This is a genomic window from Acetobacter oeni (assembly GCF_011516825.1).
GTDB lineage: Bacteria > Pseudomonadota > Alphaproteobacteria > Acetobacterales > Acetobacteraceae > Acetobacter > Acetobacter oeni.
Genome location: NZ_WOTA01000003.1, coordinates 45267 through 70221, shown reverse-complemented (window position 1 = coordinate 70221; position 24955 = coordinate 45267). Strand labels below are relative to the sequence as shown.

The following is a 24955-nucleotide window of genomic DNA, read 5'->3' as shown; positions in this document are numbered from 1 at the left end:
GTTCCTTATTTAATCGACTTTCTATTAATTCCTCTGCGCCCGAAACAGCGCAGCACGACCTGTGCATAATACAAAACGGATCATTACGACGGCATGCCTGACACACAGAATTCCGTACCGGATACAGCCCTCACTCCGGATGAGACACCTGCCATTTCTTCTGCTTCCGGCGCTGAAAACAAACCCGCAGAGGCAAAAACTTCAGCAGACGACAACACGAAAGCCGAAAAAGGGCCATTCGTGCCACCCGCCCCAACCCCCACCCAGACTGGTCCGGCCGATATCCGGTTCGATTTCAATCTCGGCTGCCGTGTGCAACTGCCGGAAGGCGCCTGGACCATCCGGCTGCGCGACCTCGATACTGGCAACGTCCTGTTCGAGACAAAAGCAGGCAAAGCGACGGTCAACAGCGCGAAGCGATTTTATGTACGTTTCAGTATCGAAATATTCGATACCGCCGGAAAGGTTTTTTCGCACGAATTCGACTGTCGTAACCAGGACGTTCTGATCCAGTTGCCTGTCGGCACCCTGGGCGACACACTGGGCTGGTTTCCCTACGTCGCGCGTTTTGCTGAATTACATGGCTGCCGTCTGACCTGCGCCATGTCAAAGGCAATCATTCCGCTTTTCCAAAGCGTCTATCCGCATATCTGCTTCATGACGCCGGAAGAAGTCGAAAATGAAGATGTTCTGAAAACATTCTACGCGACCTACACACTTGGCCTCTTCTTCGATGATGCCGCCGCCATCTGGCAGCCGAGCGACTTTCGTCTCGTCGGTCTGCACCGCACGGCAGGCTATATTCTCGGCGTGGACCCGACCGAGCAGATTCCGATGATGGCGCCCGACGAAGAGACCTCGCGCCCGGTCGAAGAACCCTATGTGTGTATCGCCACACAAAGCAGCTCACAGTGCAAATACTGGAACAATCCCGACGGCTGGCGGCAGATCATTACTTTTCTGAAGGAGAGCGGCTACCGGGTCATCTGTATTGATCAGAAGCCGGCTCACGGCACCGGGATCATCTGGAATCAAATCCCGCATGGAGCCGAAGATCAGACCGGCGACCGACCGCTCACCGAGCGCGTCCGCTGGCTGCGACATGCGGAATTTTTCATCGGTCTTTCCAGTGGTCTGTCGTGGCTGGCCTGGGCCGCAAACTGCAAGGTTGTAATGATCTCAGGCTTTACGCATCCGACAAACGAGTTTCATACACCCTGGCGAATCGTGAACTGGCATTCCTGTAATTCCTGCTGGAACGATCCGGGATACCGGTTCGATCACAAGGATTTCCTGTGGTGTCCGCGTCATGCAAATACACCGCGCCAGTTCGAGTGCACGCGATTAATTACCGTTGAAAATGTCAAACGTGTCATCAGCACGATCCCGGGATTTCCCGCAATGCCAAATCTCTGAAACGCCAGAAAAGCGGGAAATCAGAGCTTACCTGAAAAACCCTTATCCAGGCATTTGTGCCTGGTGCGGATGCCTGTCACGGCACCCGACACTTTTACTGGCATAAAATTTCCGACGTGGCTCAGAAGGGGATCTCGTCATCAAGATCACTGCCACCGGGAGCATCCCAGCCGCCCGGAGAGGCGGCTGGTGCACCACCACGGGGCGCACCGATCTGACGCGGAGGAGATGATGAACTGCCGCCGCCTCCACCATAACTACCGGACTCGCCGCCATCAGCGCCGCCCCGGCCATCAAGCAACACCAGTTCACCCCGGAAGCGATCGAGCACGACTTCGGTCGTATAGCGTTCCTGCCCGGACTGATCCGTCCATTTGCGGGTCTGAAGTGTCCCCTCAAGATAGACTTTGCGACCTTTTTTCACGAAGCGTTCGACGACATCGGCAAGACGGTCATTGAACACAACGACACGATGCCATTCGGTCCGCTCGCGACGTTCACCGGAAGCCCGGTCGTTCCAGGTCTCGCTTGTCGCAACCGAAAAAGACGCAATTTTCTGACCATTCTGACTGGAGCGAATTTCCGGGTCTTTGCCTAAATTTCCGACCAGAATGACTTTATTGACACTGCCAGCCATTGATGCCCCTCATTTTGATTCCAGTGACGTTTACATGCTCGCATGTAGTCCCATCCGACGAGGGCCGCCACCGTCAGGCTGATATTTTCTCACGAAACTACGCCGGTCGGGCACCTGCAACTGAACGAATCTGACCTTTTCTGGATTCTGGCAGGAAACCCGCTGCTGTTAGCCAGCCAATAACCAGATACGGTATAAATTCATCATCGTATGTTGCGGGTCTTGAATGCCCCTGTCATATCCGGCCTTATGATCCGGACGACGCCGAACAAATCCTGTCCGTGACAGGCCACAGTCCCGGATAACCTCGTCTCTGAAGCATAACTATGGACCAGAAGCGAGCGTTCCTCTTACATTTGTCCGCATGGACCTCATCCCAGGAAAGGCAGACTGCCATGCCGCAGCGCCGTGATACCGGCCACCTGATCTCTGATGAGCAACTCGAGAATGCAGCAAAAGCGTATTACGACTACTGCGACGCCTCATGGTACGATCTCGACCCGAAAGCACAGGCACATTACCGCGCCCGGATGCAACTCGCCCTCAATGCGTTCGTGGCCGATGCATGGCGTCCGATCGAATCCGCACCGAAGAACGGAAGTGCCGTCCTGCTTTTTTTTCATATGCCAGACCGGGGCGACTATGTCTGGCTGGATAAATGGGATGTCCAGGAGAGAAACTGGCTGGTAGCGCCACGCACTGCGCCCACCCACTGGATGCCGGTCCCGGCGGCCCCGGTGCCCGAAAACCAGCATCTCTGTCGGCTGCCATCGCCCTCTGGCGGATAATCAGATGCCGTCAGATGGGGGAGCCATGGACCGGATCAGATCCAGAACGCGCTTCCGCACGCCCGCATCAGGAATCCTGTAATACGCACGCACAAGATCCAGTGTCTCACGCCGGCTCAGGACATTCGCATCCAGGGAAGCCGTCGAAGGTGTGGATAACGCAATGGTCGGCGGCCCGCCAAAACTTTGCTGCGCCTCGGCAAAGCCTGTTACGACTGCCGGTGAAACAGGCGGCACGGCAGCCGGATCGAGCGGCATGTCATCATAGAAAAAGCCAATCGGAACATCGAGCACTCTGGCTATATCGAACAGCCGCGATGCACTGACCCGGTTAGTGCCACGTTCATATTTCTGAATCTGCTGAAATGTCAGCCCTATCGCTTCGCCCAGCTTTTCCTGAGACATCCCCAGCATGGCACGACGAAGGCGGATACGAGCGCCGACATGGGTATCAAGATCTCTGATACGACTCCCACTCTCTTCGTCAGCCATGAGTTGCTCCTGTCGTATCCGCCGGACTATCCAGCAAACAATCAGAGGTTAACATACAACCAGAAGCTGCGTTTGTTAACCTGATATCGATTTTATGTAACCTGCCCGGGGCCGCAGCATGGCGATCCCCATGGCAAAAACACACAAAATGACAGGGATCGTCTGTCCAAACCGGGCAAAAAGTGTGGGAGATAAAGGCGGTGGCATAGTCCGCACAAGCGTGCCTTCCACACCCCAGTCAAGCCGTCCCATCTCGTGACCGCGGGCATCATAGACAATCGTCACTCCGGTATTGGCGGCCCGGGCAACAGGTAAACCTTCCTCTACAGCACGAAGACGCACAGCAGCCAGATGCTGACGAGGCCCCGCACTGTTTCCATACCAGGCATCGTTGGTCACATTGACCAGCCAGGCCGGACGATCATGCCGGTTTACAACATGCCCTGAGAAAATCACCTCGTAACAGATGAGAGGACCGACATCGGACAGCCCCGGCAGATGCCAGCTTATCGGCCCGGGTCCTGGAGTCATCCCGCCGCCCGGAACAATCTGAAGCGGCAGAAACGGCGGCTGATATTCTCCGAATGGCACCAGCCGCGCCTTATCATAGCGCTCCAGAAAACGACCGGCACTGTCAATCGCCACCACTGAATTACGCCAGCGCCCGTCCGGTCCGGTCCCGAGCGTGCCGATCATGCCCTCATTCGCACCGCTGGCAGCCCGCGCGATGACAGTTCGGCTCAGACCATCTTCCTCCAGCACACCCGGATAGGCCGTCTCAGGCCAGACATATACTACCGGAGGTGCCGCACCCGGGGCTTTCATGGCAATATCCACCCCACGGGCAACCCCCTGCTGAGTGAGTCTCAGATAACGATCAAAAATTGTCTGAATATCCGTCCGGCTGATCTTTTCCATCTCGGTTACATTCCCCTGGACCAGGACAACGACAGGCTGATGCCCCGCCTCAGCCTGACTGATTTCATGCCCGGTTTCATAAAAACGTGTGGCTCCGGCAACGATCCAGACAAGCAGAACCATTCCGCAGAGAAAGACAAACCGCCGCCCGAGCGGGAGGAGGACGGCCATAAGCACCGTCACAAGCGTCAGCCCGTCAACGCCGATCCAGGCAGATGGCTGAATCAGAATATCGCCGACCAGACCGTGAAAGGCCCAGTCGCTGCCCAGAGGGTTCCATGTGAAACCACTGAACAGGAACAGCCGCCCCATGTCACAAAGCGTCCAGAGTCCGGCAAAGAGTACACCACGCCTCCAGCCAGCAGGGGCCAGGCGACAGAGCGCAGCCGGAACCGCAGCGAAAGGTGCCAGAATCAACGCACAGCCCAGCGACGGGAAAGGCACAAACCACCAGAAATCACTGGCACGAATAAGAACCGCGTTGATCAGCCAGTAGAGCCCGACGGTATGAAGTCCTAGTCCGAACGCAAATCCCGCCGCTGCCGCTCCTCTCATCGTCGGCGCCCTGTCGACAGAGCGCAGCAGAATAAAAAAGGCGAGCGGCAGGACCGGAAGAAAATGTAATGGTGGAAAGCCCAGCGCAGCCAGAGCACCGGCAAACAGGGGCAAAGCAAGCCGTTTCAGCCCGAAACTCATGCGCTTCCGCCAGGTCAGACGCGATGTTTCACGCACGCTTTCCCCGCCCCGCTCCCGGATCGCCAGGGCACTCATCCTCTTACCCTTTTTCAGATTTTCAGAAACCGAAACCGCGCTCAGTCGAGCGCATCGCGCAGGCGGCGTTCATAGTGGCGATAGTATTTATCGGCCAGGAGTTCGCTCTTAACCAGAACAGCTACATCAGTCGTATTGAAACCATGGTCTACAACGGCCCCATCTCCGACATAACCGCCAAGCCGGAGATAGCCCTTTATGAGGGGAGGAAGACGCGTCAGCACACGGCGCCGGTCGAGACTGAGAGGATCGCAACGCAACATATCCACACGGCGTTCCGGCAAAGCCTTCACCCGCAATGCGGGCGGTGCGAGGTGGTTATGATAAAGATAGGTCAGTTCCTCGGCGACATCGTCCGGCTGTGTTCCGGGCAGGCTGGCGCAGCCGAACAGCACATCAATCTGATAGAGGAAAATATAGGACGCAATGCCGCGCCAGAGCAGTTGCATTGCAGCCCGTCCGCGATAACGGGCATCGACGCAGGAGCGCCCGACTTCGAGCAGTTTGCCAGGAAATTTCTTCAGCGGCGAAAGATCGAACTCACTTTCGCTATAAAAGCGACCCAGTATTTCAGCCGCCTGCCCCTGCATCAGCCTGTAGGTACCGACGACACCTTCGGGCCCCGATGAAATGGCATGATCAATAACCAGCAGATGATCCGCGTAATTATCGAACTCATCGACATCCCGCTTCAGACTCCGGGCCCGCTCATCCGGATGCGCCCCCATCTCCTCAAAGAACACCCTGTAACGCAGGGCCTGCGCCGCCTCGATTTCCTCAGGTGTGGACGCAATCCTTACACCCAGATTGCCACCGCGCAACTCCGGAAAACCGTCGCGCTGCAGTTCAAGAGTAGAAAGCGTGGCCCCGCGCGGCTTGTCGGCGCTCATCTGGCGCTTCCCTTGCCACGCTTTGCTTTTTTCGTCGCGGCAGGTGCATCCGCCTGTTTCAGCCGACGCCCGAACAGTTCCAGACGCATTGACACGAGTTCAAAACCGAGACGCTCGGCAATCCGACGCATCAGTGCCTCATGCTCCTCGTCTTCGAACTCCGTCACCTTGCCGCTGTCCACATCGATCAGATGATAATGCCGACCATGCTCGCTGGCTTCATAGCGAGCCCGTCCTCCACCAAAGTCCCGGCGCTCAAGGATGCCCTTTTCTTCGAGGAGACGAACGGTGCGATACACGGTTGCCACCGAAATACGCGGATCAAGAGCCGATGCCCGACGATAGAGCTCCTCTACGTCCGGATGGTCCTCCGCATCCGACAGCACGCGCGCAATCACTCGCCGCTGCCCCGTCATTTTAAGACCGCGCTCCACGCACAGACGCCCGATCCTGGATTCCTGACTGTCCGCCGAACTTACGACGTGGACAGAACGGGCCTGGGAGGAATTCTGAGGCGGAGTCACGGCATGCTTCCTGCTGCCAGTGTATTCACGAACCATGCGCTTCCGCGTAGCTGATTGAGCCAAAAACGATCCATTCGACCACCATTTTCCGATTCCGCGAAAGCACGATACCGCAGCCTGGCAGGCAAACCGTTCGTATTCTGCCCCATTCAGTCTGTAAAGGAAACAGCATCCCGCAAAGACGATATCGCATCGACGCGAATATGACCCGCATCATGCGCTGAAAGAACCTTGCGGCAGACTGCATATCCCTCCAGCTTAGGAAAATGACAACCGCAGTTCCTTCCCGCCCAGGGAACATCCCTCCGCCTGTCACTCAGCTCGATATCACTCGCGAAATATGCCCGATGACCTTCGTCAGAACACGTCTCGCCCTCGATGCTCTTCTCCCGGGCGCTTTACTTCAGGTGACGCTGCACGGCAGTGAGCCACTGCGCAACGTCCGTCGCTCGGCGGAAAGCCTTGGACACAAAATCCTGTCACAACACGAAAGCGGAGACGGCACGGCCATTCTGCTGATTCGCAAAGCAGGTCCCTGAGACAACAGATTCGTTATCATACAGAAAAACGAGCTCTCCATTTTGTGACCAGCCGCATTACAAGAGTATTCAGTCGAAACGTGACGCCGAATCATCGCGCGACACGCGATGCCAGGTTTCAGACAAAGATTGCGGCGAGCACGAGGCCATCTGCCTGCCTTGTGTATCCTGAGTCGATATGGCGTGATACCGCTTACGTAATGCCCTGGCCGCCCTGTTGATAAGGAGAGCTTGCCTTGCCGTCTTCTTCCTCATTTCCCGGGGGCTTCCTCCCTCGCTGGCGCATTCACCACGCTGCAATAGCGCTCCTGCTCGGAACATCCTGTTCCCCGCTAACGCATTATGCACGGGCGGCAGACTTACTTCCTCCGCTTGTCGCCCCGCCGACAAAGGCTTTGCAGCCCGGCAAAATTGTCTATGCCCAGCTGACCATACCGGATCTGAAAAAAGCAAAAGCTTTCTATGGCGAACTGCTTGGCTGGACGTTCAGGGATATCCCCGTCTCCCGGGGACACTATGCGCAGGCAATGATCGGAACCCGGAACGTCGCCGGGTTCGTTGAGCAGCCACCGCCTGACGGAGACACGGCCCGCCGCGAGCCGGTATGGTTACCGTTTGTTTCAACTGACAGCACCGATACCCTTGCCAGGACCGCGCGGGACTGGGGTGGCAAAGTGCTTTTCAAGCCCAGAAATATCCCGGGGCTTGGACGGGAAACCATCATCGCAGATCCTCAGGGCGGTATTTTCGCGGCCATTCGTTCGGACAGCGGCGACCCTGCGGATTCAGATACACCCGCGGTCCAAGGCGAATGGATATGGAATGCACTGCTGACAGACATCCCGTCGAATGCCGCCGGTTTCTACCAGAAACTGTTCGGCTATCGGATTGAAGCGGAGCAGGATCCATCCAGTCCGTTGCGTTATGTGCTGGAATCTCAGGACTTTGCGCGGGCCACGGTGAATCCTCTCCCGCCCGGCCTGCCGGCAAATGCTCCGGCGCGCTGGATGAACTTTGTGCAGGTCGATAATGTCGGCGCGACAGCGGAAAAAGTTCCTCAGCTGGGCGGCCGTGTGCTTGTCGAACCGCATCTGGATCATAACAACAGTATGATCGCCGTTGTGACCGACCCGGCCGGCGCCGTGTTCGGAATCATGGAATGGCATGCGCCGACAGATGCCGGAGAAGCAAAATGATAACATTTCGGCCCGGTAAACTGATTCTCGTCGCAACCCTCGGCGTCACCTGCCTGCTGACAGGCTGCGCCTATGATGGCGGCTATGGTTATGGCGGCTACGGCGGTAATTATTACGGTTACGGTGGTGGCTGGAATGGCGGCTGGGGCGGCTGGGGACGCGGTTATGGTGTCGGCCCCTACGGCGGCGGTGCCCGCTGGCGTGGTGGCCCCGGCGGCGGTGGCGGCCCACGTGGAGGAGGAAGTCCCGGCGGCGGAGGCCGGGGTGGTAACGCTCCAGGTGGCGGCGGGCATGCAGGTGGCGGAGGGGGACACGGTGGTGGCGGACCCGGCGGTGGTGGACATGGCGGCGGAGGGGGTGGACGCGGCCGCTGATCGCCCCTTCCGTCCTCCCGGAAAACGTAGAGTCAGTTACAGAGCAGATCCCAGACGACTATGGATGCACTAAGGATTCCATGTGAAGGATCACGACTGCTTTCGACAAAAAACTTTGTCCTGACCGAAACAACTTCTTTCCTTCGCGTCAGAAGGCCTCCGGAGCAGTCTCTGCCGTAACATGCCCTGCTCCGGCGCCCTCCTGCATCAGCCGCTCTATTCGGCGGCGCACGCGAATGGCGGTGGCATCTGTCGTAAAATTCGGCTCGCTCCGGGCATCCGTCCGCTCAAGATAGGGTTCTATCGACTCAAGGAGTTTTATATCCTCGTCGACCACACGCTCATTTCGCTCCGCCAACACGGATGTGTAATCATCGTTGTCCTGCCCGAAATCACGTGTTCCGCCCAGGAAATAATGCGTCGTCGTAGCTGTTTCCGGGGTAATACCGTGAAAAAAATTCATGCGCCCCGCTGTCGCCTGTGACTCTCCCTGTTCGTCGCACGAGACGCTTTCGGTTCCCACGGTATTAACCAGCGCCACCCCGAACAGTTCGACGCGATAATCAACGCGCATGAAAGAACCGATCGCAGGAAAAAGTAACCGCATCGCTTCTGTCACCGGCCGGCACGGTGAAGAATGGCGAAACGCCAGATATCCCGCCCGGTCTGTGATATCGAATGATTTCGGAGGGCCTTCCGCCTGCGTCCTGGTCCCCAGGGAGGCCGCATGAGTAAATGTAATATGAGAGTGGTCAAAGAGATTTTCGAGCACAATCTGGGACCGTGCCCTGACATGACGGAGCCCGCATCCGAACAGACTGTAATTTTCGTTCATCAGACCCAGCGAACTTACATCGGGCAGAAGGCCGATATCCGCAGTTGAAGCATCCCCATCCCAGACCCAGATGAATGGCCCTTTCTCCTCAACCGCAAATGACCTCAGATTCATCGCTCCCGGAATATGTTCCTGAAACGGCAGCCGCGCACAGCGGCCTTCTGCATCAAATGCCGCTCCATGATACGGACAGATGAGCTGATCATCGACAATCTGCGCCGTTGCGAGCGGCATTTGTCTGTGCGGACAGAGGCCTGATACGGCCGTTGCTCGGCCGGATGCTGTTCGAAAAAAGACTATTTCCTGATCAAGAATTTTTCGCATCAGGGGTACGGAGCCGACCTCCCGGCTCCAGGCCGCGATATACCACTGATGCCGGGGCCAGGACTGATTGCCTTCAGAAAAAGGATAAGGCACCACGGGATCTGTTTCTCCTTCGCCGGAACGGGCTTCCTTTTGAAGCATCCCGGTAAAGAAGAACTGAACATCTCAGAAATTCAGGGTATATTTACCAAATACCCTGTAATATTTACATTCTGAGATACAGAGATATCTGACGGATACCAGGTTAACCTTGTCAGACGTCAGCACACTTCATCACATTTTCAGAAACAAAGAAAAAACGGCTCTTCACTCCATATGCCTCCGTCCACAACGTCTCCCGGCAACGAGCCCCGAAGACCACCTCTCACAATAGCGCCGCCAGCCGCACACCCTGATCAATGGCGCGCCTGGCATCCAGTTCCACGGCAACATCTGCCCCGCCGATGAGATGCACGATACACCCCGCATCGCTCAGCGGCTGATACAATTCGCGCAATGACTCCTGCCCGGCACAAAGCACCACTGTATCGGCCGGGATCATCCGGTCCTGGCCCGCAATAGCCACATGAAGACCAGCCTCATCAATCCTGCGATATGTGACACCAGACATCGTCATCACCCTCCGGGCTTTCAGCTCTGCCCGATGAATCCAGCCCGTGGTCCTGCCAAGCCCTTCGCCAGTTTTGCCCGGCTTACGCTGCAGCATCGTAATCTCACGCGCCGACGGTTCGACACATTCCGACCCCAGGCCACCGGGCAGGCGATATTCGGTGTCGATCCCCCAGCGAGCATTGAATCGTGCCGGATTCAGTGTCTCGCTTTCACTGCTCCGGGACAGATATTCAGAAACATCGAAACCAATGCCTCCGGCGCCGATCACCGCAACCCGCTGCCCGACAATCCTTTCGTCGCGCACAACCTCAGCATAGGTCAGAACTTTTGCCAGCCCGATACCTTCGATATTCGGGATACGTGGGGTCACGCCGGTTGCCAGAACAATCTCATCGAATGATCCGACAGATAATATTTCTGCACCCACACGAATACCCGACAGAAGCTTTACGCCTGTCAGCTCAATCTGCCTCCGAAAATAAGCCAGCGTATTATGAAACTCCTCCTTTCCCGGAATTTTCTTCGCAATATTGAACTGGCCACCAATCTCAGTAGCGGCCTCATACAAGGTCACATCATGACCGCGCCTGGCTGCCGTCGTGGCGCAACTCAGTCCGGCTGGTCCCGCTCCCACGACCGCAATCCGTTTGCGATGTGCCGCAGGCACAATCATCAGCTCCGTTTCATGACACGCCAGAGGATTGACGAGACAGGAGGCGGTTTTCCCGACAAAAACCTGATCCAGACAGGCCTGGTTACAGGCAATACAGATGTTGATTTCATCCGCCCGGTTATCGCGTGCCTTTCGCATAAACTGAGGGTCTGCAAGGAACGGTCGCGCCATTGAGATAAGGTCACAATAACCTTCACTCAGAAGCGTCTCGGCAACCTCCGGCGTGTTGATACGATTCGTCGCCACCACCGGCAGAGAGACATGCGCCCTCAGCCGCTTCGTCACCCAGGCGAACGCGGCACGCGGCACACAGGTCGCAATCGTAGGAATACGGGCCTCATGCCAGCCGATTCCGGTATTGAGAAGAGTGGCGCCTGCACTCTCCATCTTCTTCCCGAGCTGAATGACTTCCTCAAACGTGGAGCCGCCGGAAACCAGATCGAGCATGGAAAGGCGATAGATCAGGATAAAATCAGGCCCGGCTCCCTCCCGCACGCGCCGCACAATTTCGACAGCAAAACGGATACGATTTTCATAAGGTCCGCCCCACTTATCATCACGATCATTAGTCTGTGAGGCGATGAATTCGTTGATCAGATATCCTTCAGAACCCATGATTTCGACGCCGTCATAGCCGGCAAACCGGGCCAGAGCCGCGCATCGGACAAAATCTCCGATCGTCTGTTCGACTTCTCCGGCCGTCAGCATATGAGGCGCGAAAGAACTGATCGGCGCCTGGCCGGAGCCCGGTGAGACCAGTAACGACTGAGCGGAATAACGACCGGCATGCAGAATCTGCATCACGATTTTCCCGCCATTCCTGTGAACAGCATCGGTCACGGGACGATGTTTCTCAGCCTGGGCTTCAGTCATAAGCACGGCGCTGCCGGGGCCAGTCCGCCCGGCAGCACCAGGCGCGATGCCCCCTGTGACAATCAGCCCGACTCCACCCGCAGCGCGCTCGGCATAAAATGCCGCCAGACGATTAAACCCGTCCGGCTCATCTTCCAGCCCGGTATGCATCGATCCCATAATGACGCGATTATTCAGCGTCGTGAAACCAAGATCGAGAGGAGAAAACAGAGCCGGATAGCGCGACATGGCGCTCGTCCTTTATACAATTGCTTCGTAAAATATTGCCGTGGCAAATGTTATACAACGCATTGCACGGGTGCTCCGGATTATGTGTACACCCGGCCTGATCTGCCCCCGGATTCCGTATGGCACCCGGCGAACTGACATGCGAAAAGAGCCGGGAACACCCTCTGCTGCGCCCGCAAGCGAGGTCCCTTCCAGCTAACGATCCTGACTTTTAGCTTTCTCGTGCCGGCTGATTTTCAGTCGGGCGATCGCCCGGTCAAGACAAGGCGGACACAGACAGCCCGACACGCCGGCCTCCGTCACCGGAAGCGCCCGCTCCCGCGTCATGCACCAGCAACCTGTGGTGCCCATACAGGACATTTCAGCCCCGCACGCCGAACACTGCGTGATGCTCTCAGGACCGGTCACGGCGCAATGCGAAACTCCGAGCATGGTCGCACGTCCTCTGCCATCATTCCGGCTGCCCGTGCGGCTTTCAATCCTTCATGGCTGTCCTCAAACACCACACACAAACGCGGATCGACACCCAGCTTCCGGGCCGCGAGCAGATAAATGTCCGGCGCAGGCTTCGGATGCTCAACATCCTCAATCGTTACGATCGCGGAGAACACATCCAGCAGCCCGATCGCCGCGAGCGATGCTTCCACCACCTCGCGTGATCCGCTCGACGCAACCGCAAGCGGCAACCGTCCTGCCCACTCCCGCACGACAGTGATGACCGGCACGTTGCAGCGCAGACCTTCGATCGTTTCCCGAACCCGCCGGCGCGTCGCGGAAATAATGGCAGGCCGGTCCAGCGTGACGCCAAAGGACTTCTCCACCGCCGCCAGCAGCATCTGTTCGGCATAACCGCCACGTCCCGCAAACCATGCCGCCTCGACATCAAGGCCGCCGACTTCCTGAAGAGCAGCCTGCCACGCCTTCAGATAAAGCGGCAGCGTATCGACCAGCGTACCATCGCAGTCGAAAATCAGTGCCGCGGTGTCAGCGGGAATGTCGATCACGGAAAAGCCGAATGCTGATAGGAATGTTCGTCCACCATCAGCCGCAAAGCATCGAACTCCTTGCCGCGAAAAGTCTCGGTGCGAACCTTCGAGCCATCCGGCGTCTCCACGAACACCGTTCTGTTCCAGTCTGCGGCGCTGATGCCGGTCCAGAGCGTCAGAACGATCGGGTCCGGCTTACCGTCTTTCTCCGCCGTCAGTTCCATCCGCGCATCACCACTGGAGGGCGGCGTCGTGCTCAGCGGCCCCCAGCCACTCTGATGATGCTGCAGCCAGTCATTCAGCGTCGCAATTTCCTGCTGCGTAAGCACGCGCTCATGGCGCATCGGCCCGACGGCAATCTTTCCGCCAGTTACATGCGGAAAACTCACCGCGACAAAATTCGGCAAGGCAAACAGCCAGATGACAGATGCGGTGCCAATTGTGAAAACCAGGAAGGCGATAACAAACGCCGTTTCCTTTCTCATAATCGATTGTCCTTCAGCCTCGTACGGCGGCGATCACGCGGGCGACCTCCGCGTCAGTCAGTTCAGGGTGAACAGGCAGAGCCAGGATACGGCCGGCCAGTGATTCCGAAACCGGTAGTGCCACACCATCATGATGCCTGCGATAGGCAGGCTGTTTGTGCAGCGGCAACGGGTAATAGATCGCCGAAGGCACGCCGGCCGCTTTCATCCGGGCCTGCGTCTCCATGCGCTCATCGGTGTCCCGGAGCAGGATCGAGTAAATCGCCCAGGCGCTCTGGCTATCCTCAACATCGACCGGGGTCGCCACGATGTCTTCCAGACCTGCTGTATAGGCCTGTGCGATTTCGTCCCGCCTGATGAGCTCTTCCTCGAACCCTTCCAGCTTCGCCAGAAGAACCGCCGCCTGTAACGTGTCGAGACGTCCGTTCATACCCGTCCGTAAAACCTCGTAGCGGGTGCCGCCTTCGCCATGCGTCCGCAGCGAACGGTAAAGTTCAGCCCGGTCCGCATCATTTGTCAGAATCGCCCCGCCGTCACCGTAGCCACCCAGCGGCTTCGACGGAAAAAAGGAAAGCGTCGTAGCCACAGCCTCATGGCCCAGCTTGTGTCCCTGGTAAGACGCCCCGAAGGCCTGAGCACAGTCATCCATCAGAAACAGCTCATACTCGGCGGCAATCTGGCGCAGAACCTCCCACGGCGCGGGCAGACCGAACAGATCGACGCCCACAATCGCGCGGGGCTTCAGCCTGCCCTCTTTCCGAACCTTCTCAATCCGCTCGCGCAGACTGACAGGATCAATCTGAAACGTCTCCGGATCGACATCTACGAACACAGGCGTCGCCCCCAGCAGCAGCGGCACTTCCGCCGTCGCCGTATAGGTAAAAGCCGGCAGAAACACAGCGTCGCCTGGCCCGATATTTTCGGCCATCATGACGATCTGAATCGCGTCAGTACCCGATGACACCCCCACGCAATGCGCTGCCCCGCCATAAGCTGCGAGTTTCTCTTCCAGCTCCGTCACTTCCGGACCGAGCACGAAGCGGCAATGCTCCATAACGGCATCCACCCGCTGCTTCAGCTTCGCACCGATCCGCTTCTGCTGAGCCGGAAGGTCGAGAAATGCAATCGGAGGCGCGCCGGACGTTGTGGTCATGAAACAAGTTTCTCCCTGTCCTGCGCCGCGTCAGTCACGGAACTCCGTGCTTCCCCGGTCGCATTATGATCAAATTCGGGCACAAGCATCTTCAGTGCCGCAATAGCGCCCGCCGCATCCCCGGCATGCGCCAGAACGGCGATCCGGTCCACCGCCGCACTGACTTCGGATTGATCCACGACACGCGGCGTCGCAATCAGCAGCCCGGGCGCATCTGTCGGGACCGGCGCCTCGCGTCCGTGAAACAGCTCCTCGAACAGTTTCTCACCCGGTCGCAGCCCCGTAAACCTGATCGCGACATCTTCATCCGGTCTGAGCCCCGCCAGCCGGATGATCTGCCGGGCGAGATCGACGATTTTTACCGGTTTGCCCATGTCGAGCACGAAAATACCACCATCACGCAGCAAGGCATCCGTCCCGGCCGATCGCTCCGGTTCTACGCCCGAAACCTGATCCCGCACGAAATCATGTGCAAAGCCGGCCGCGTCGCCCCCCCGTACTGTCGCCTGCAAAACAAGTCCTACCGCTTCCGGAACGGTCATGAAATACCGCCGCATCTCGGGATGTGTAACAGTCAAAGGACCGCCCCGCTCAAGCTGGCGCCTGAAAAGCGGAACAACAGATCCGGTCGATCCCAGCACATTGCCGAATCGCACCGTCACACACCGCATCGCGTCGGCGCGACCAGAAGCCCGCGATGCAATATCCAGCGCCTGACAATACATCTCGGCGGCTCGTTTACTGGCCCCCATCAGACTCGACGGATTCACCGCCTTGTCCGTGGAAATCACCACCATCGCCCGCGCGGCATGATGCTGCGCCGCATCAGCCACAATCCGGGTACCGTCGATATTGGTCAGAAGCCCCTCACAGGGGTTCTGCTCGACGATCGGAACGTGCTTGAGCGCCGCAGCATGAAAAACCAGCGCCGGTCGGTATTCCGCAAAAACACCGTTGATCCGCTCCGCATCCCGGACATCCGCCACAACAATGCTGCGGGGAACATGCGGCACCCTCTCACCGAGTTCGACATCAATCTGCCAGAGCGCAAACTCACCATGGTCCAGCAGGACAAGATGCTTCGGCATAAAACCGGCGATCTGTCTGACGAGTTCAGAACCGATTGTCCCGCCAGCACCGGTCACAAGTACGATCCGGTCACGGATCAGACGTTCCATCCCGGCGCGATCCAGCGGCACCTGCGGACGATTCAGCAGATCCTCAATGGCCACCGGACGAAGCTCGACCCGCTCCGCCGGCGTCAGCGTGGTCAGCACGGGCGCCCGCATGACCTCAATGCCATGCGCTTCAGCCGCCGACAGAACGCGCCCCAGCCCCTCCCCCCGAAAATTCGGGTCCGTGATCACCAGGCTTTGCGGAAGCGCATTTCGTCGGGCCATCCCGTCCAGCAAAGCGGCAATATCCGTCACATGGCCAAGAATTGGTACGTTATGAATGCGCCGTCCGGCCTGATGCGTTCCCTGCCCGATCAGCCCCGTTACCCGCACACCGGAAGCAGAATTACGGTCAATAGCCCGCAGGAAAATGTCCGCCACCTGATCAGCTCCGACCAGCACAACCTTTCGCTGCGAGGTGTTCCGCCGGCTGATCCCGCTGGTGAGCCTGTAGCCCGCGCGCAATCCGCCCAGCATCAGGACGAGAGTCAGCGCATAAATCACCGGGAACGTGGGACTCGGTAGCGGATAGCCCGTGGCCAGAAGCCCGAGAGTGAAGAGCGCCGCGCTCGCCACAGACGCCCCTGCAATGCCCAGAAGATCCGAGATCCCCGAAAATCGCCAGTATTGCTGCGGCATCCGAAACGGCAGCCCGCTTACAATCAGCGTAATCGCCCCGCTGGCCAGAAACCACAGCGGATGCAACAGTCCGTCGCGCGGCGCCGCCAGCCAGCGCGCCAGCGGCGCCGCAGCCGCCGCGACGCTGCCGTCAAGCAACATGTTGACGAGGATTCGATTGAAGGGCCGCAGCCGGGTTCTTCTCGGCGCGACTTCCGGGCGTTGCGGGACCATCACGCTGGTCCTATAGCCCAGCTATGCGCCGGCCAGAAGAAGTCATGAGAGGTTTCTTCATCCCGTACAGGATGAGCCGTCCCTGTTTTTCCGGATGTCTGTTCCCGGACACATCATCCACCCACCGTTTCGGCCAGTTTACCCGCTATGTTTCATGACTGTCTTCCCCTGATACTGCTCATCGCCGCGTATGGCACGGCCTCGCTTCTTATCCGCCGCATGATCGCCATTGCCGTGCTCGACACACCGGGACATCGCAGCGCGCATACCAGTCCAACCCCAAAGGGTGGCGGTATCGGCGTCATCGGGGCGTTCCTTCTGTTTTTTATCCCGCTGCGCACAGCGTGCGATCTGCCGCCTCTGACAATTGAAGCGGGCGGCCTCTGGATCGCCGTCGCCCTTCTGGCCGTCGTCTCCTGGCTCGACGATGTTTATCAGTGGCCGCCTCTGATCAAACTCACGACGCAATTATTCGCAGCCATTATCGTGACCCTCACAATGCTGCCCGTCGATGCCTTCAGCAGTCCGCTCATCCTGTGCGGAGCCGTCGTTGCTTCCATCATCTGGCTGGTGTTCGTGACCAATGCCGTCAACTTCATGGACGGGCTGAACGGCCTTGTTGCCGGCTCACTCTGCCTGACTTTCCTTTGCCTGACACTCCCGGGCTGGCCGGCCGACAGTCTGGATACCAGACTTGTCGCCGCGCTGATCGCTTTCGGTCTGCTCGCCTTCCTGCCTTATAATTTTCCACATGCAAGAATATTTCTCGGCGATGTCGGCAGTCAGAGCTGCGGTCTGCTTACCGGCACCGCCGCTCTTTCATTCATGACCAACGGATCGCATGAGATGCTTTCCAGTCTGGACTCTGCCCTGCTGGTGCCATGCCTGATTGCCGGCCTGCTCTACGATGTAACGATTACACTAATCCGCCGCGCGATCGTCGGAGAAAAAATCCTGCAGGCGCACCGTGGTCATCTCTACCAGGTGGCCTGCCGCTCGGGAGTGCCGATGCCGGTCGTCTCACTGATACACTGGGGATTTGTCATCTGGGGTGGATGTGTTTTTGCGCTGGTCGGACATACAATAACAGCAGCGTCCGGCATCACGATCATCTTTGCGCTGATTGCCCTGCCCCAGCTTGCCTGGACTATTTTCGTGCTCTTGCGGATCAGACAACATCCGGTAGGCCGCTGGTAAGCATTGCCTGCCTGAAAGCATCATCGGCCCGACAAAAAACGAGCCGGAAACAATCTGTTCCGGCCCGTCCATACATCGCTCAATGTCTCTGACGCAGAAAACTCTGCGCAGAACCTTATTTCAGTGTGAAAGTCAGGCCCTGTCCGCCAGCGGAAAGACGGGCGCCTTTTGCCGTGCTCTCGATTTTGATCCGAACGCCATTTTTGTTCTCAAGAACTGCGCCGCCAAGTCCGTTGCCCAGCGTCGCCTCGCCGTCTGCGGCGGCAAAAGTGCCGGCAAAATCGGCTGCTTTGTGCAGATTATAAACCGTACCCTTGCTGGTCACTTCCGAGAAGCCAACAGCTGCAATCTGTGCGCCACTGACTGAGAAATGATAGCTCTTATGATTGTACATCAGTGTCGCATCACCCCATGTGTAGCCCACGCCGATATCAGCAGATTTTGCAGTCATCAGCAGCGTTCCCGAAGGCGTGCCCATGGTGGCTTCAGCTGCGAGAACAGGCGCCGCAAACGTGGCCATTGAAAGAGCTGCGACAGCCGCAATCGGTGCAAAACGCATAGTCATATTCCTTATCTTCCACAAAAGCAGAAAAAACCACTGACGAGAAATCGCATCCGCCAGTGTCATCTGGCGTTATCAACGTCCTGGTCTGCATCACAGTTCCCATGCATTGCCGGGGATCTGTTTTGCATGATGCATATCTGCCACCTGAACCGGACGTCGAAAAGCCGCCTGTTCCGAAAGGCACTCTGACGTCAAAAACAACAAAGCCCGGCCGGACAGATTGTCCGGCCGGGCTTTCGCAATCAGAACCGTGAGGCGTATCAGTTGCCTGAGTTCTGGTTATTGTTCTGGTTATTTTCGTTGTTATGATCCCCATGCGAGCGATGATCGCTGCCGCCATTCTGATTGTCACCGCCGCGCTCACCGCCGCCGTTCCGACCTTCACCGCCGCGCTGGTTGTCACCGCCGTTCCGGTTTTCACTACTGCGATCATTGCTGTTCTGGCTGTTGCCACCACGATCACTGCTGTTTTCGCCACGACGATGATGATGCTCGGCGTGAGCGATCACAGGAGCAGAAACTGACAATGCCGCAATCAGAAGAAGAAATTTTTTCACAAGCTGAAACTCCATAAAATCATACTGTTGTTACATTAGACACTGATTACCATCAGAGACAATCAAGGGTACGAACATAGAAGCCATGCTGTAATTTAATGTTACGGAGAGCTTCGTTTGCACTATACCGCAAATAAAAAATTACGTTATAAAATAACAAAAATAATACTATAAATTTCCCGCATGCAGAAGATATTTTTATTGTTTCTTTACTTTACCAGAAAAGCATAACTTTTGCCTGGTAGAAGATAAAACCCGAATCAAATCCTTACCTGACCTATATTTTTTGTGGTTTCCTCATGGCTTGCCTGACACATCAACCCGGCAACGACCGGATTTTTATCCGTTATGTCTGATCAGAACATTTGAACATCTGTTCCGGACCAATAACTGGTCTCACATATCGCCGTGGACCGATCCGGCCAAAAATTATCGCCATGACACGCAACAGACTGGCCACAACAGATCTTCAGATAACCCTCAAGCCGCCTCCGGCTGGCATCCTGCTAAAGCGGCAGGCTTGCCTGAGTCTGCACCGGGACATCTGCATCTTCACGCTCCAGCCAGCGACAGATCACTTTCACTACGTAGCTTTGCTGCCTGTCATCAAGGGCCGTTCCTTTAGGAAAACCATGCCATTGCGCCAGACAGGACCGACAGCAGGTTCCTGTCGCGTGTTGTGCCACGAAGACCGGATGCCCACGCCATGGTGTCTGCCGCCCATCCCGCGGCGGTTTTGCCGGCGCCAGACGGGCTGCAATAAAATCAGAGGCATGTTCCGCAATCACAGGAAGTCCGCGTGTTTCGAGATACAGACGATCTTTTTCGTTAAGATGGAATTTTGCCCGGAACTCAGATCGAGCCAGCCTGTCCCACAACGTGTCAGGAAGCGCGATCGCCCCGATGCTGTCCCTATCCGACGAAATGTCGTTCACTGGCGAGCCCCTTGTGTGGCATGAAAAACAAACACACTCAGAATGAAGTGCAATCCAAAGAGACGACCAGCTTACAGAAAAATCCTGACTAATACTGGCACAAATAAAAAAAAGCCACACCGGAACAGTGCAGCCTTTTTTCTAAAATTCAGAAGGCGTTAAAGTTCAGGCGGCGCGACGACCCGCACGCACAGGCCGCACCTCTTTTTCTACCTTTTTCGCAGCTCCGGCTTCACCCATAATCGAACGAATCTCTTTAAGATAAGCCGCACCTTTCAAAGTGCGCTGCACGAGCACCGAACGACGATCCAGCGGATCAACCTTGCGACGAGCCAGATCCAGTTCGCCAAGCCGGTCCAGTGCCCGCGTGATCGCCGGCTTCGAAACGTTCAGCTCCGCGGCAAGTCCGCGAACGGTATGTCCCTCTTCCTGCAGATAGCAGGTCAGGAAAACCGCAAGCTGGCGGGAAGAAAGATCAGGTCCGTCGCGACGAACAAGTGAAACGATGGTATCACGCAGAACCGACACCAGCTCATCTGCTGTGCTCGCTGCCTGAGCTTTTGCCGGCGCCACTTTCGTCGCTGCCGTCCTTATTGACGTTGCCTTACTCTGTGCCATGACTTGAAATATCCTTCATTGTCTCCGCATACAGAAACAAAAAAAGCTCTGTGTGCTGCCGGTCAAAAAAACCGGCGTTAACCGTTGGAATGTCATATAAACCGTCTCTGCCGAAATTAAACCCGTAACGAATGAATAGTTGCTTTCCGACATCGTTCTTCTCACGAATTTAATAAATCCGTCAGATCCAGAAGCCGGGGCAGAGAAGCAAAAATCCCCCGCAATCCAAGGATTTCTCCACCTTCAGGCCGTCCCGGACGGGACTGATCGTTCCACGCATAGCTGTCAATATGAGCCCAGCGCACGCCTGCTCCGACAAATCGCTCAAGAAATAAAGCGGCCGTTATTGCTCCGGCTAATGGCTTAGATGAGACATTGTTAATATCCGCAACAGAACTACGCATCCAGTCACGGTATCCATCCCACAAAGGCAGGCGCCAGAACGGGTCCGAAACGGAGCGGCCCGCCTCTGACAATGCCTCCGCAACCTCGTCGTCATTACACATCAGCGCCGGAATATCCGGCCCCAGCGCCACACGCGCCGCCCCGGTCAGCGTCGCCACATCCAGCAACAGCGACGGAGCCGCCTCGCTGGCTTCAGTCAGAAGATCAGCCATCACCAGACGCCCCTCCGCGTCGGTGTTTCCGATCTCAACCGTCAGCCCGTTCCGTGCCGTAACCACATCAAGCGGACGCATCGCAGCCCCCGAAACGGAATTCTCCACGCAACCCAGCCGCATCTCCAGGCGGATCGGCAGATCGCATGCCATGATAAGCCGGGCCAGCGCCAGAACCGTTGCCGCCCCGCCCATATCTTTTTTCATCCGCAACATGCCCGACGCAGGCTTGAGATCGTATCCGCCTGAATCGAAGCAGACTCCCTTCCCCACCAGAGACAGCAACGGCGCGTCCTTCGCCGCTTTCGATCCGGCCCAGGTCGCCAGCACCACACGTGGCTTCCGATCCGACCCGTTACCGACATGAGCCAGCAGCGGATAGGCCTTTTCCAAAGCGGCTCCTTTAATAACCTTTACCTTTGCACCAGATGACTCCAGCACGGCCACGGCCTCTCCGGCCAGTTCCGACGGCCCAAGCAGATTCGCCGGCAGATTAATCAGATCGCGACCCAGCCATATCGACCGGGCTGTCTCCACAGCCAGAGGAACGGGCTCCGCCACATATAGTGCCGGCAGAACCTTCCCGGCCTGACCAAGCGTGAAACGATAAGCCCCCAGAGCGAACCCCAGCATGGCCGTGCTCCTGTCAACATCAGATGGCAATTCAAATCGCCATACACCCTCGGGAAGCGCGTCGGGGAGACCGCCGAAGATAAACACATCGGTCTTCTTTACTTCCGGAAGCCCGAGCAGTGCCGAAACGCCACCATCAGACGATGGCACAAGCACTACTTCGCCCGGCTTCGCCCGGAAGCCGGTCTGCACCGCAAATTGAGCCCCCACCTTACCGACCTGAGATGTCAGAAGCGCCTGTTCGCAGCTCCGTACTCCGTAAACCACATTGACGGCGTTTTTCTGCCGTCCCGTCACGATGCATTTCAGGCCCTTCACGGCTCTTTCCCCTTCTGTCATCCGGATCGTATCTGTCAGACATAAAGCTGCGCCGGAACGGTGCGAGAGACAACGCCCGGAGCAACTGAGTTGCCCGAATCATTAAAGTCCGCCTTGCATTTATCGCCTGCCCGGCTGACGATGCCTTCATGACAGGGTCTCATACCCGCCTGAATCCGTTCCACCGCAGTGCGGCGACCGGAAATGCACACGCCCCGGTCCGACGGGATACGGATGACCATCTCCACGCCGTTCTGGGGCCGACGAATACCGGAAAAACATATTACGCTCTTGAGCGGATGCTGGCCCATCCGTCGGGAATCATTGGCTTTCCGCTGCGTCTTCTTGCCCGGGAAAATTACGAACGCATGGTGGCGCAGAAAGGTGCCAGCCGTGTTGGCCTGATAACCGGCGAGGAAAAAATCGTTCCGCCGGATGCAAAATGGTTTTCATGCACAGTTGAGGCCATGCCCGTCGATCGGGACGTGGCTTTTCTCGCGGTCGACGAAATCCAGCTCTGCGCTGACCTGGAACGGGGCCACGTTTTCACCTCCCGCCTGCTCCATGCCCGCGGCCGCGAGGAAACGCTGTTTCTTGGCTCTGAAACCATCGCACCACTCCTGCGTCGGCTCTTTCCCCGAATCACGATTGACACGCGCCCGCGCCTCTCCGCCCTGATCGCGGCCGGCGCAAGCCGGCTGGAAAAACTCCCCGCCCGCTCGGCAATCGTCGCATTTTCCGCTGCCGAACTCTATGCAATCGCTGAACTGATTCGCACCCGTCGCGGCGGCTGCGCCGTGGTCATGGGTCAGATGTCACCACGCACGCGCAATGCACAGGTGGAGCTCTATCAGAATCGTGAGGTCGATTATCTGGTCGCCACCGATGCGATTGGCATGGGCCTGAATATGGACATAGCTCATGTCGCCTTCGCCGGCCTGTCGAAGTTTGACGGCATAAGGCGGCGGCAACTTACCGCCGCTGAAATCGCTCAGATCGCGGGACGAGCCGGCCGGGGCACGCGAGACGGCACCTTCGGCACTACCGGCCGATGTCCACCAATCCCCGAAGCGATCATCGAAGCTGTTGAAACCCATCAGTTCGAGCCGCTGGATCGTCTGATCTGGCGTAACGATGCGCTGGATTTTACGTCCCCCCGCGATCTCCTCGCCAGCCTTTGTGCCCCGCCATCAATGCTCGGCCTGCAGGCTACCGCCCCCGCGAGCGATGCCCTGACCCTCGCCGCCCTGGCCGAAGAGCCGGGGATCAGAACGCTCGCCATCGGTCGCGCCCGGACCCGTCAGCTCTGGGAGGTCTGCCAGATTCCTGACTTCCGTAAAATCGGCGAACGCAGCCATGCACAGCTCTGTGCCCGCATCTTTACGCTCCTGGCTGAAAAACGCCGCCTGCCATCCGAATGGCTGGATGAGCAACTCCGGCATTTCGACAGAATCGACGGCGACGTCGATACGCTCATGCAGCGCCTCGCGGGAATCCGGATCTGGTCTTACATCGCGAACCGCGACAACTGGGTCGTCAATGCTCCACTCTGGCAGGAACGGACCCGAATCGTTGAAGACAAGGTTTCGGACGCATTGCATGAACGGCTGACAGCCCGCTTCGTCGATCGCCGTTCGGCCCATCTTATTCGCCTGCTTGAAAACGAGGACAGCGCCCCTCTCCTCTCCGCTGTCCGGCATAATGGAGATGTTATCGTCGAAGGGCATGTTGTCGGTCGGATGCAGGGATTCGCCCTCCACATGGACACAACTCTCCCTCAATCAGATCGGGCCACGCTCGCACGCGCCGCGCGCCGCGCAATGCGCACGGAAATTCCGTTTCGCGTCACCGCCTGCTGTAACGCGCCGGATACAGCTTTCTTCTTCGATCTCGCCACGGCGGAAATAAGCTGGGAAGATGCGGTGATCGCCCGACTTCGCCGTGGTCGCGACATCCTGTATCCAACGATAGAGACCCGTGATGATGATCTGCTCGATACAAAACAGCGGGACTGTGTCAAAGCCCGCCTGACTTCAGCATTTCGTGCTCTCGTCCGGCACGATCTCGCGCCGTTGTTCCACGCCGAAGCTGCTGCCGCCTCAGATCCCAATGCGCGCGGTATCCTCCACCAGCTCATGGAGAATGCCGGCCTGGCCCCGCAAGGAGTCGCGACACCGGACAGATTTCTCAGACGTCTGGGGGTGCGGTCCGCCTTCGGGCAACTCTATCTGCCAGCCTTACTGAAGCCACGCCCCGCGAGAATGCGTGCGTTGCTGCTGGCTGTGGCACAGGATGCCCCGATACCGGAACTTCCTGTCCCCGGCGCAGTCACCGCTCCGATCGAGCCATTTTCCAGCCCTCTGCTTTCCCGGCTCGGCTGGATGCCCTGTGGGCCTGTCCGTCTGCGGATCGATATGGCTGACCGGCTGCATCATCAACTGAGCACTGTGGCTCGTCATACTGACACGGCACTTCGCGTGGATTTCGCCCCCTGGCTCGGCGTCAGAACCCCGGATATCCCCGCTGTGCTGAAGGCTCTGGGCCTTCGCATCACAGTGCCGACACCTCTGCCCGATAATGTCTGCGGACCCTCTCCGTTCTGGATTCTCTCTCGTGTTAAAGCTGGAAAACGACACAACAGGAAAGCGACCGGCTATATCAGACCGCCCGTCTCTGACAGCCCGTTTGCCGCGCTCTCCACTCTCTTTGCTCACTCATAAAATTCCGCTGTTTACTGTCATCAGCGCGCCATTGATCAGATCCACCGGCAGACG

The 24955-nt window shown here is 57.6% G+C and carries 24 protein-coding genes; 8 read left to right on the top strand and 16 right to left on the bottom strand.

Annotated elements, in window-relative coordinates:
• Positions 1–93 precede the first annotated feature (93 nt).
• A complete protein-coding gene (locus tag GOB90_RS02780; protein WP_146884949.1) occupies positions 94–1416 on the top strand; it encodes an autotransporter strand-loop-strand O-heptosyltransferase in 1323 nt (440 codons plus the stop codon).
• A gap of 121 nt (positions 1417–1537) precedes the next feature.
• Here GOB90_RS02780 and ssb read toward each other — a convergent pair whose 3' ends face one another.
• Complete coding sequence (ssb, locus tag GOB90_RS02775) at positions 1538–2053, bottom strand: single-stranded DNA-binding protein (protein ID WP_146884951.1); 516 nt, start codon at positions 2051–2053, stop codon at positions 1538–1540.
• A gap of 395 nt (positions 2054–2448) precedes the next feature.
• Here ssb and GOB90_RS02770 point away from each other — a divergent pair, with 395 nt between their 5' ends.
• The gene (locus tag GOB90_RS02770) at positions 2449–2841 is read left to right on the top strand and encodes a hypothetical protein (RefSeq protein WP_242011751.1); all 393 of its coding nucleotides are present in this window, start codon (positions 2449–2451) and stop codon (positions 2839–2841) included.
• On the opposite strand, the gene GOB90_RS02765 is transcribed toward GOB90_RS02770, so the two are convergent.
• The 4 genes from GOB90_RS02765 to GOB90_RS02750 form a co-directional block, all read right to left on the bottom strand.
• Positions 2842–3333, bottom strand: coding sequence for a helix-turn-helix domain-containing protein (locus GOB90_RS02765; RefSeq protein WP_146884954.1), 492 nt, complete (start codon positions 3331–3333; stop codon positions 2842–2844).
• A 75-nt stretch (positions 3334–3408) separates the two neighbouring features.
• The gene (gene lnt / locus GOB90_RS02760; protein ID WP_242011750.1) at positions 3409–5022 is read right to left on the bottom strand and encodes an apolipoprotein N-acyltransferase; all 1614 of its coding nucleotides are present in this window, start codon (positions 5020–5022) and stop codon (positions 3409–3411) included.
• Positions 5023–5063: 41 nt separating this feature from the next.
• A complete protein-coding gene (locus GOB90_RS02755) occupies positions 5064–5912 on the bottom strand; it encodes a GNAT family N-acetyltransferase (protein WP_146884956.1) in 849 nt (282 codons plus the stop codon).
• Positions 5909–6436: a Fur family transcriptional regulator gene (locus GOB90_RS02750; RefSeq protein ID WP_373322034.1), complete on the bottom strand. Its 528-nt coding sequence runs from the start codon at positions 6434–6436 to the stop codon at positions 5909–5911. The genes GOB90_RS02755 and GOB90_RS02750 overlap by 4 nt, the downstream gene beginning before the upstream one ends.
• Positions 6437–6702: 266 nt before the next feature.
• Between GOB90_RS02750 and GOB90_RS02745 the strand changes: the two genes are divergently transcribed.
• The 3 genes from GOB90_RS02745 (at position 6703) to GOB90_RS18825 (ending at position 8545) form a co-directional block, all read left to right on the top strand.
• Entirely contained in the window at positions 6703–6975 is a 273-nt protein-coding gene (locus GOB90_RS02745) for a sulfurtransferase TusA family protein (RefSeq protein ID WP_146884958.1), read from the top strand.
• 236 nt (positions 6976–7211) lie between these two features.
• On the top strand, positions 7212–8171 hold the full coding sequence (locus GOB90_RS02740; RefSeq protein ID WP_242011749.1) for a VOC family protein: 960 nt from the start codon (positions 7212–7214) through the stop codon (positions 8169–8171).
• Positions 8168–8545, top strand: coding sequence for a hypothetical protein (locus GOB90_RS18825; protein WP_183187338.1), 378 nt, complete (start codon positions 8168–8170; stop codon positions 8543–8545). The genes GOB90_RS02740 and GOB90_RS18825 overlap by 4 nt, the downstream gene beginning before the upstream one ends.
• 148 nt (positions 8546–8693) lie before the next feature.
• Here the strand turns inward: GOB90_RS18825 and GOB90_RS02730 are convergent, their stop codons facing one another.
• The 7 genes from GOB90_RS02730 to GOB90_RS02705 all read right to left on the bottom strand — a co-directional run bounded on the left by GOB90_RS02730 (position 8694) and on the right by GOB90_RS02705 (position 16741).
• A complete protein-coding gene (locus tag GOB90_RS02730) occupies positions 8694–9845 on the bottom strand; it encodes an aromatic ring-hydroxylating dioxygenase subunit alpha (protein WP_146884960.1) in 1152 nt (383 codons plus the stop codon).
• A 223-nt stretch (positions 9846–10068) separates the two neighbouring features.
• Entirely contained in the window at positions 10069–12090 is a 2022-nt protein-coding gene (locus tag GOB90_RS02725) for an NADPH-dependent 2,4-dienoyl-CoA reductase (protein ID WP_146884962.1), read from the bottom strand.
• A 195-nt stretch (positions 12091–12285) separates the two neighbouring features.
• On the bottom strand, positions 12286–12522 hold the full coding sequence (locus GOB90_RS18930; protein ID WP_146884964.1) for a hypothetical protein: 237 nt from the start codon (positions 12520–12522) through the stop codon (positions 12286–12288).
• Positions 12495–13094 (bottom strand): HAD family hydrolase, encoded by a 600-nt coding sequence (locus tag GOB90_RS02720; protein ID WP_173571893.1) that lies wholly within the window; start codon positions 13092–13094, stop codon positions 12495–12497. The genes GOB90_RS18930 and GOB90_RS02720 overlap by 28 nt, the downstream gene beginning before the upstream one ends.
• A complete protein-coding gene (locus tag GOB90_RS02715; protein ID WP_146884966.1) occupies positions 13091–13561 on the bottom strand; it encodes a hypothetical protein in 471 nt (156 codons plus the stop codon). Before GOB90_RS02715 ends, GOB90_RS02720 begins: the two co-directional genes overlap by 4 nt.
• 13 nt (positions 13562–13574) lie before the next feature.
• Positions 13575–14714 (bottom strand): DegT/DnrJ/EryC1/StrS family aminotransferase, encoded by a 1140-nt coding sequence (locus GOB90_RS02710; RefSeq protein ID WP_146884968.1) that lies wholly within the window; start codon positions 14712–14714, stop codon positions 13575–13577.
• Complete coding sequence (locus tag GOB90_RS02705) at positions 14711–16741, bottom strand: polysaccharide biosynthesis protein (protein WP_146884970.1); 2031 nt, start codon at positions 16739–16741, stop codon at positions 14711–14713. Before GOB90_RS02705 ends, GOB90_RS02710 begins: the two co-directional genes overlap by 4 nt.
• Before the next feature lie 147 nt (positions 16742–16888).
• Here GOB90_RS02705 and GOB90_RS02700 point away from each other — a divergent pair, with 147 nt between their 5' ends.
• A complete protein-coding gene (locus tag GOB90_RS02700; protein WP_146884972.1) occupies positions 16889–17938 on the top strand; it encodes an MraY family glycosyltransferase in 1050 nt (349 codons plus the stop codon).
• Between the two features lie 115 nt (positions 17939–18053).
• On the opposite strand, the gene GOB90_RS02695 is transcribed toward GOB90_RS02700, so the two are convergent.
• Complete coding sequence (locus GOB90_RS02695) at positions 18054–18497, bottom strand: hypothetical protein (RefSeq protein WP_146885106.1); 444 nt, start codon at positions 18495–18497, stop codon at positions 18054–18056.
• 311 nt (positions 18498–18808) lie between these two features.
• Here GOB90_RS02695 and GOB90_RS02690 point away from each other — a divergent pair, with 311 nt between their 5' ends.
• Complete coding sequence (locus GOB90_RS02690) at positions 18809–19027, top strand: hypothetical protein (protein WP_146884974.1); 219 nt, start codon at positions 18809–18811, stop codon at positions 19025–19027.
• Positions 19028–19566: 539 nt separating this feature from the next.
• Here the strand turns inward: GOB90_RS02690 and GOB90_RS02685 are convergent.
• From GOB90_RS02685 to GOB90_RS02675, 3 genes are all read right to left on the bottom strand, one after another.
• The gene (locus GOB90_RS02685; RefSeq protein ID WP_146884976.1) at positions 19567–19995 is read right to left on the bottom strand and encodes a DUF4186 domain-containing protein; all 429 of its coding nucleotides are present in this window, start codon (positions 19993–19995) and stop codon (positions 19567–19569) included.
• A 165-nt stretch (positions 19996–20160) separates the two neighbouring features.
• The gene (locus GOB90_RS02680) at positions 20161–20613 is read right to left on the bottom strand and encodes a MarR family transcriptional regulator (RefSeq protein ID WP_146884978.1); all 453 of its coding nucleotides are present in this window, start codon (positions 20611–20613) and stop codon (positions 20161–20163) included.
• A gap of 161 nt (positions 20614–20774) precedes the next feature.
• Positions 20775–22202, bottom strand: coding sequence for a leucyl aminopeptidase family protein (locus GOB90_RS02675; protein ID WP_146884981.1), 1428 nt, complete (start codon positions 22200–22202; stop codon positions 20775–20777).
• A 128-nt stretch (positions 22203–22330) separates the two neighbouring features.
• Here GOB90_RS02675 and GOB90_RS02670 point away from each other — a divergent pair, with 128 nt between their 5' ends.
• Positions 22331–24901, top strand: coding sequence for a helicase-related protein (locus GOB90_RS02670; RefSeq protein WP_146884983.1), 2571 nt, complete (start codon positions 22331–22333; stop codon positions 24899–24901).
• Positions 24902–24955: the final 54 nt, after the last annotated feature.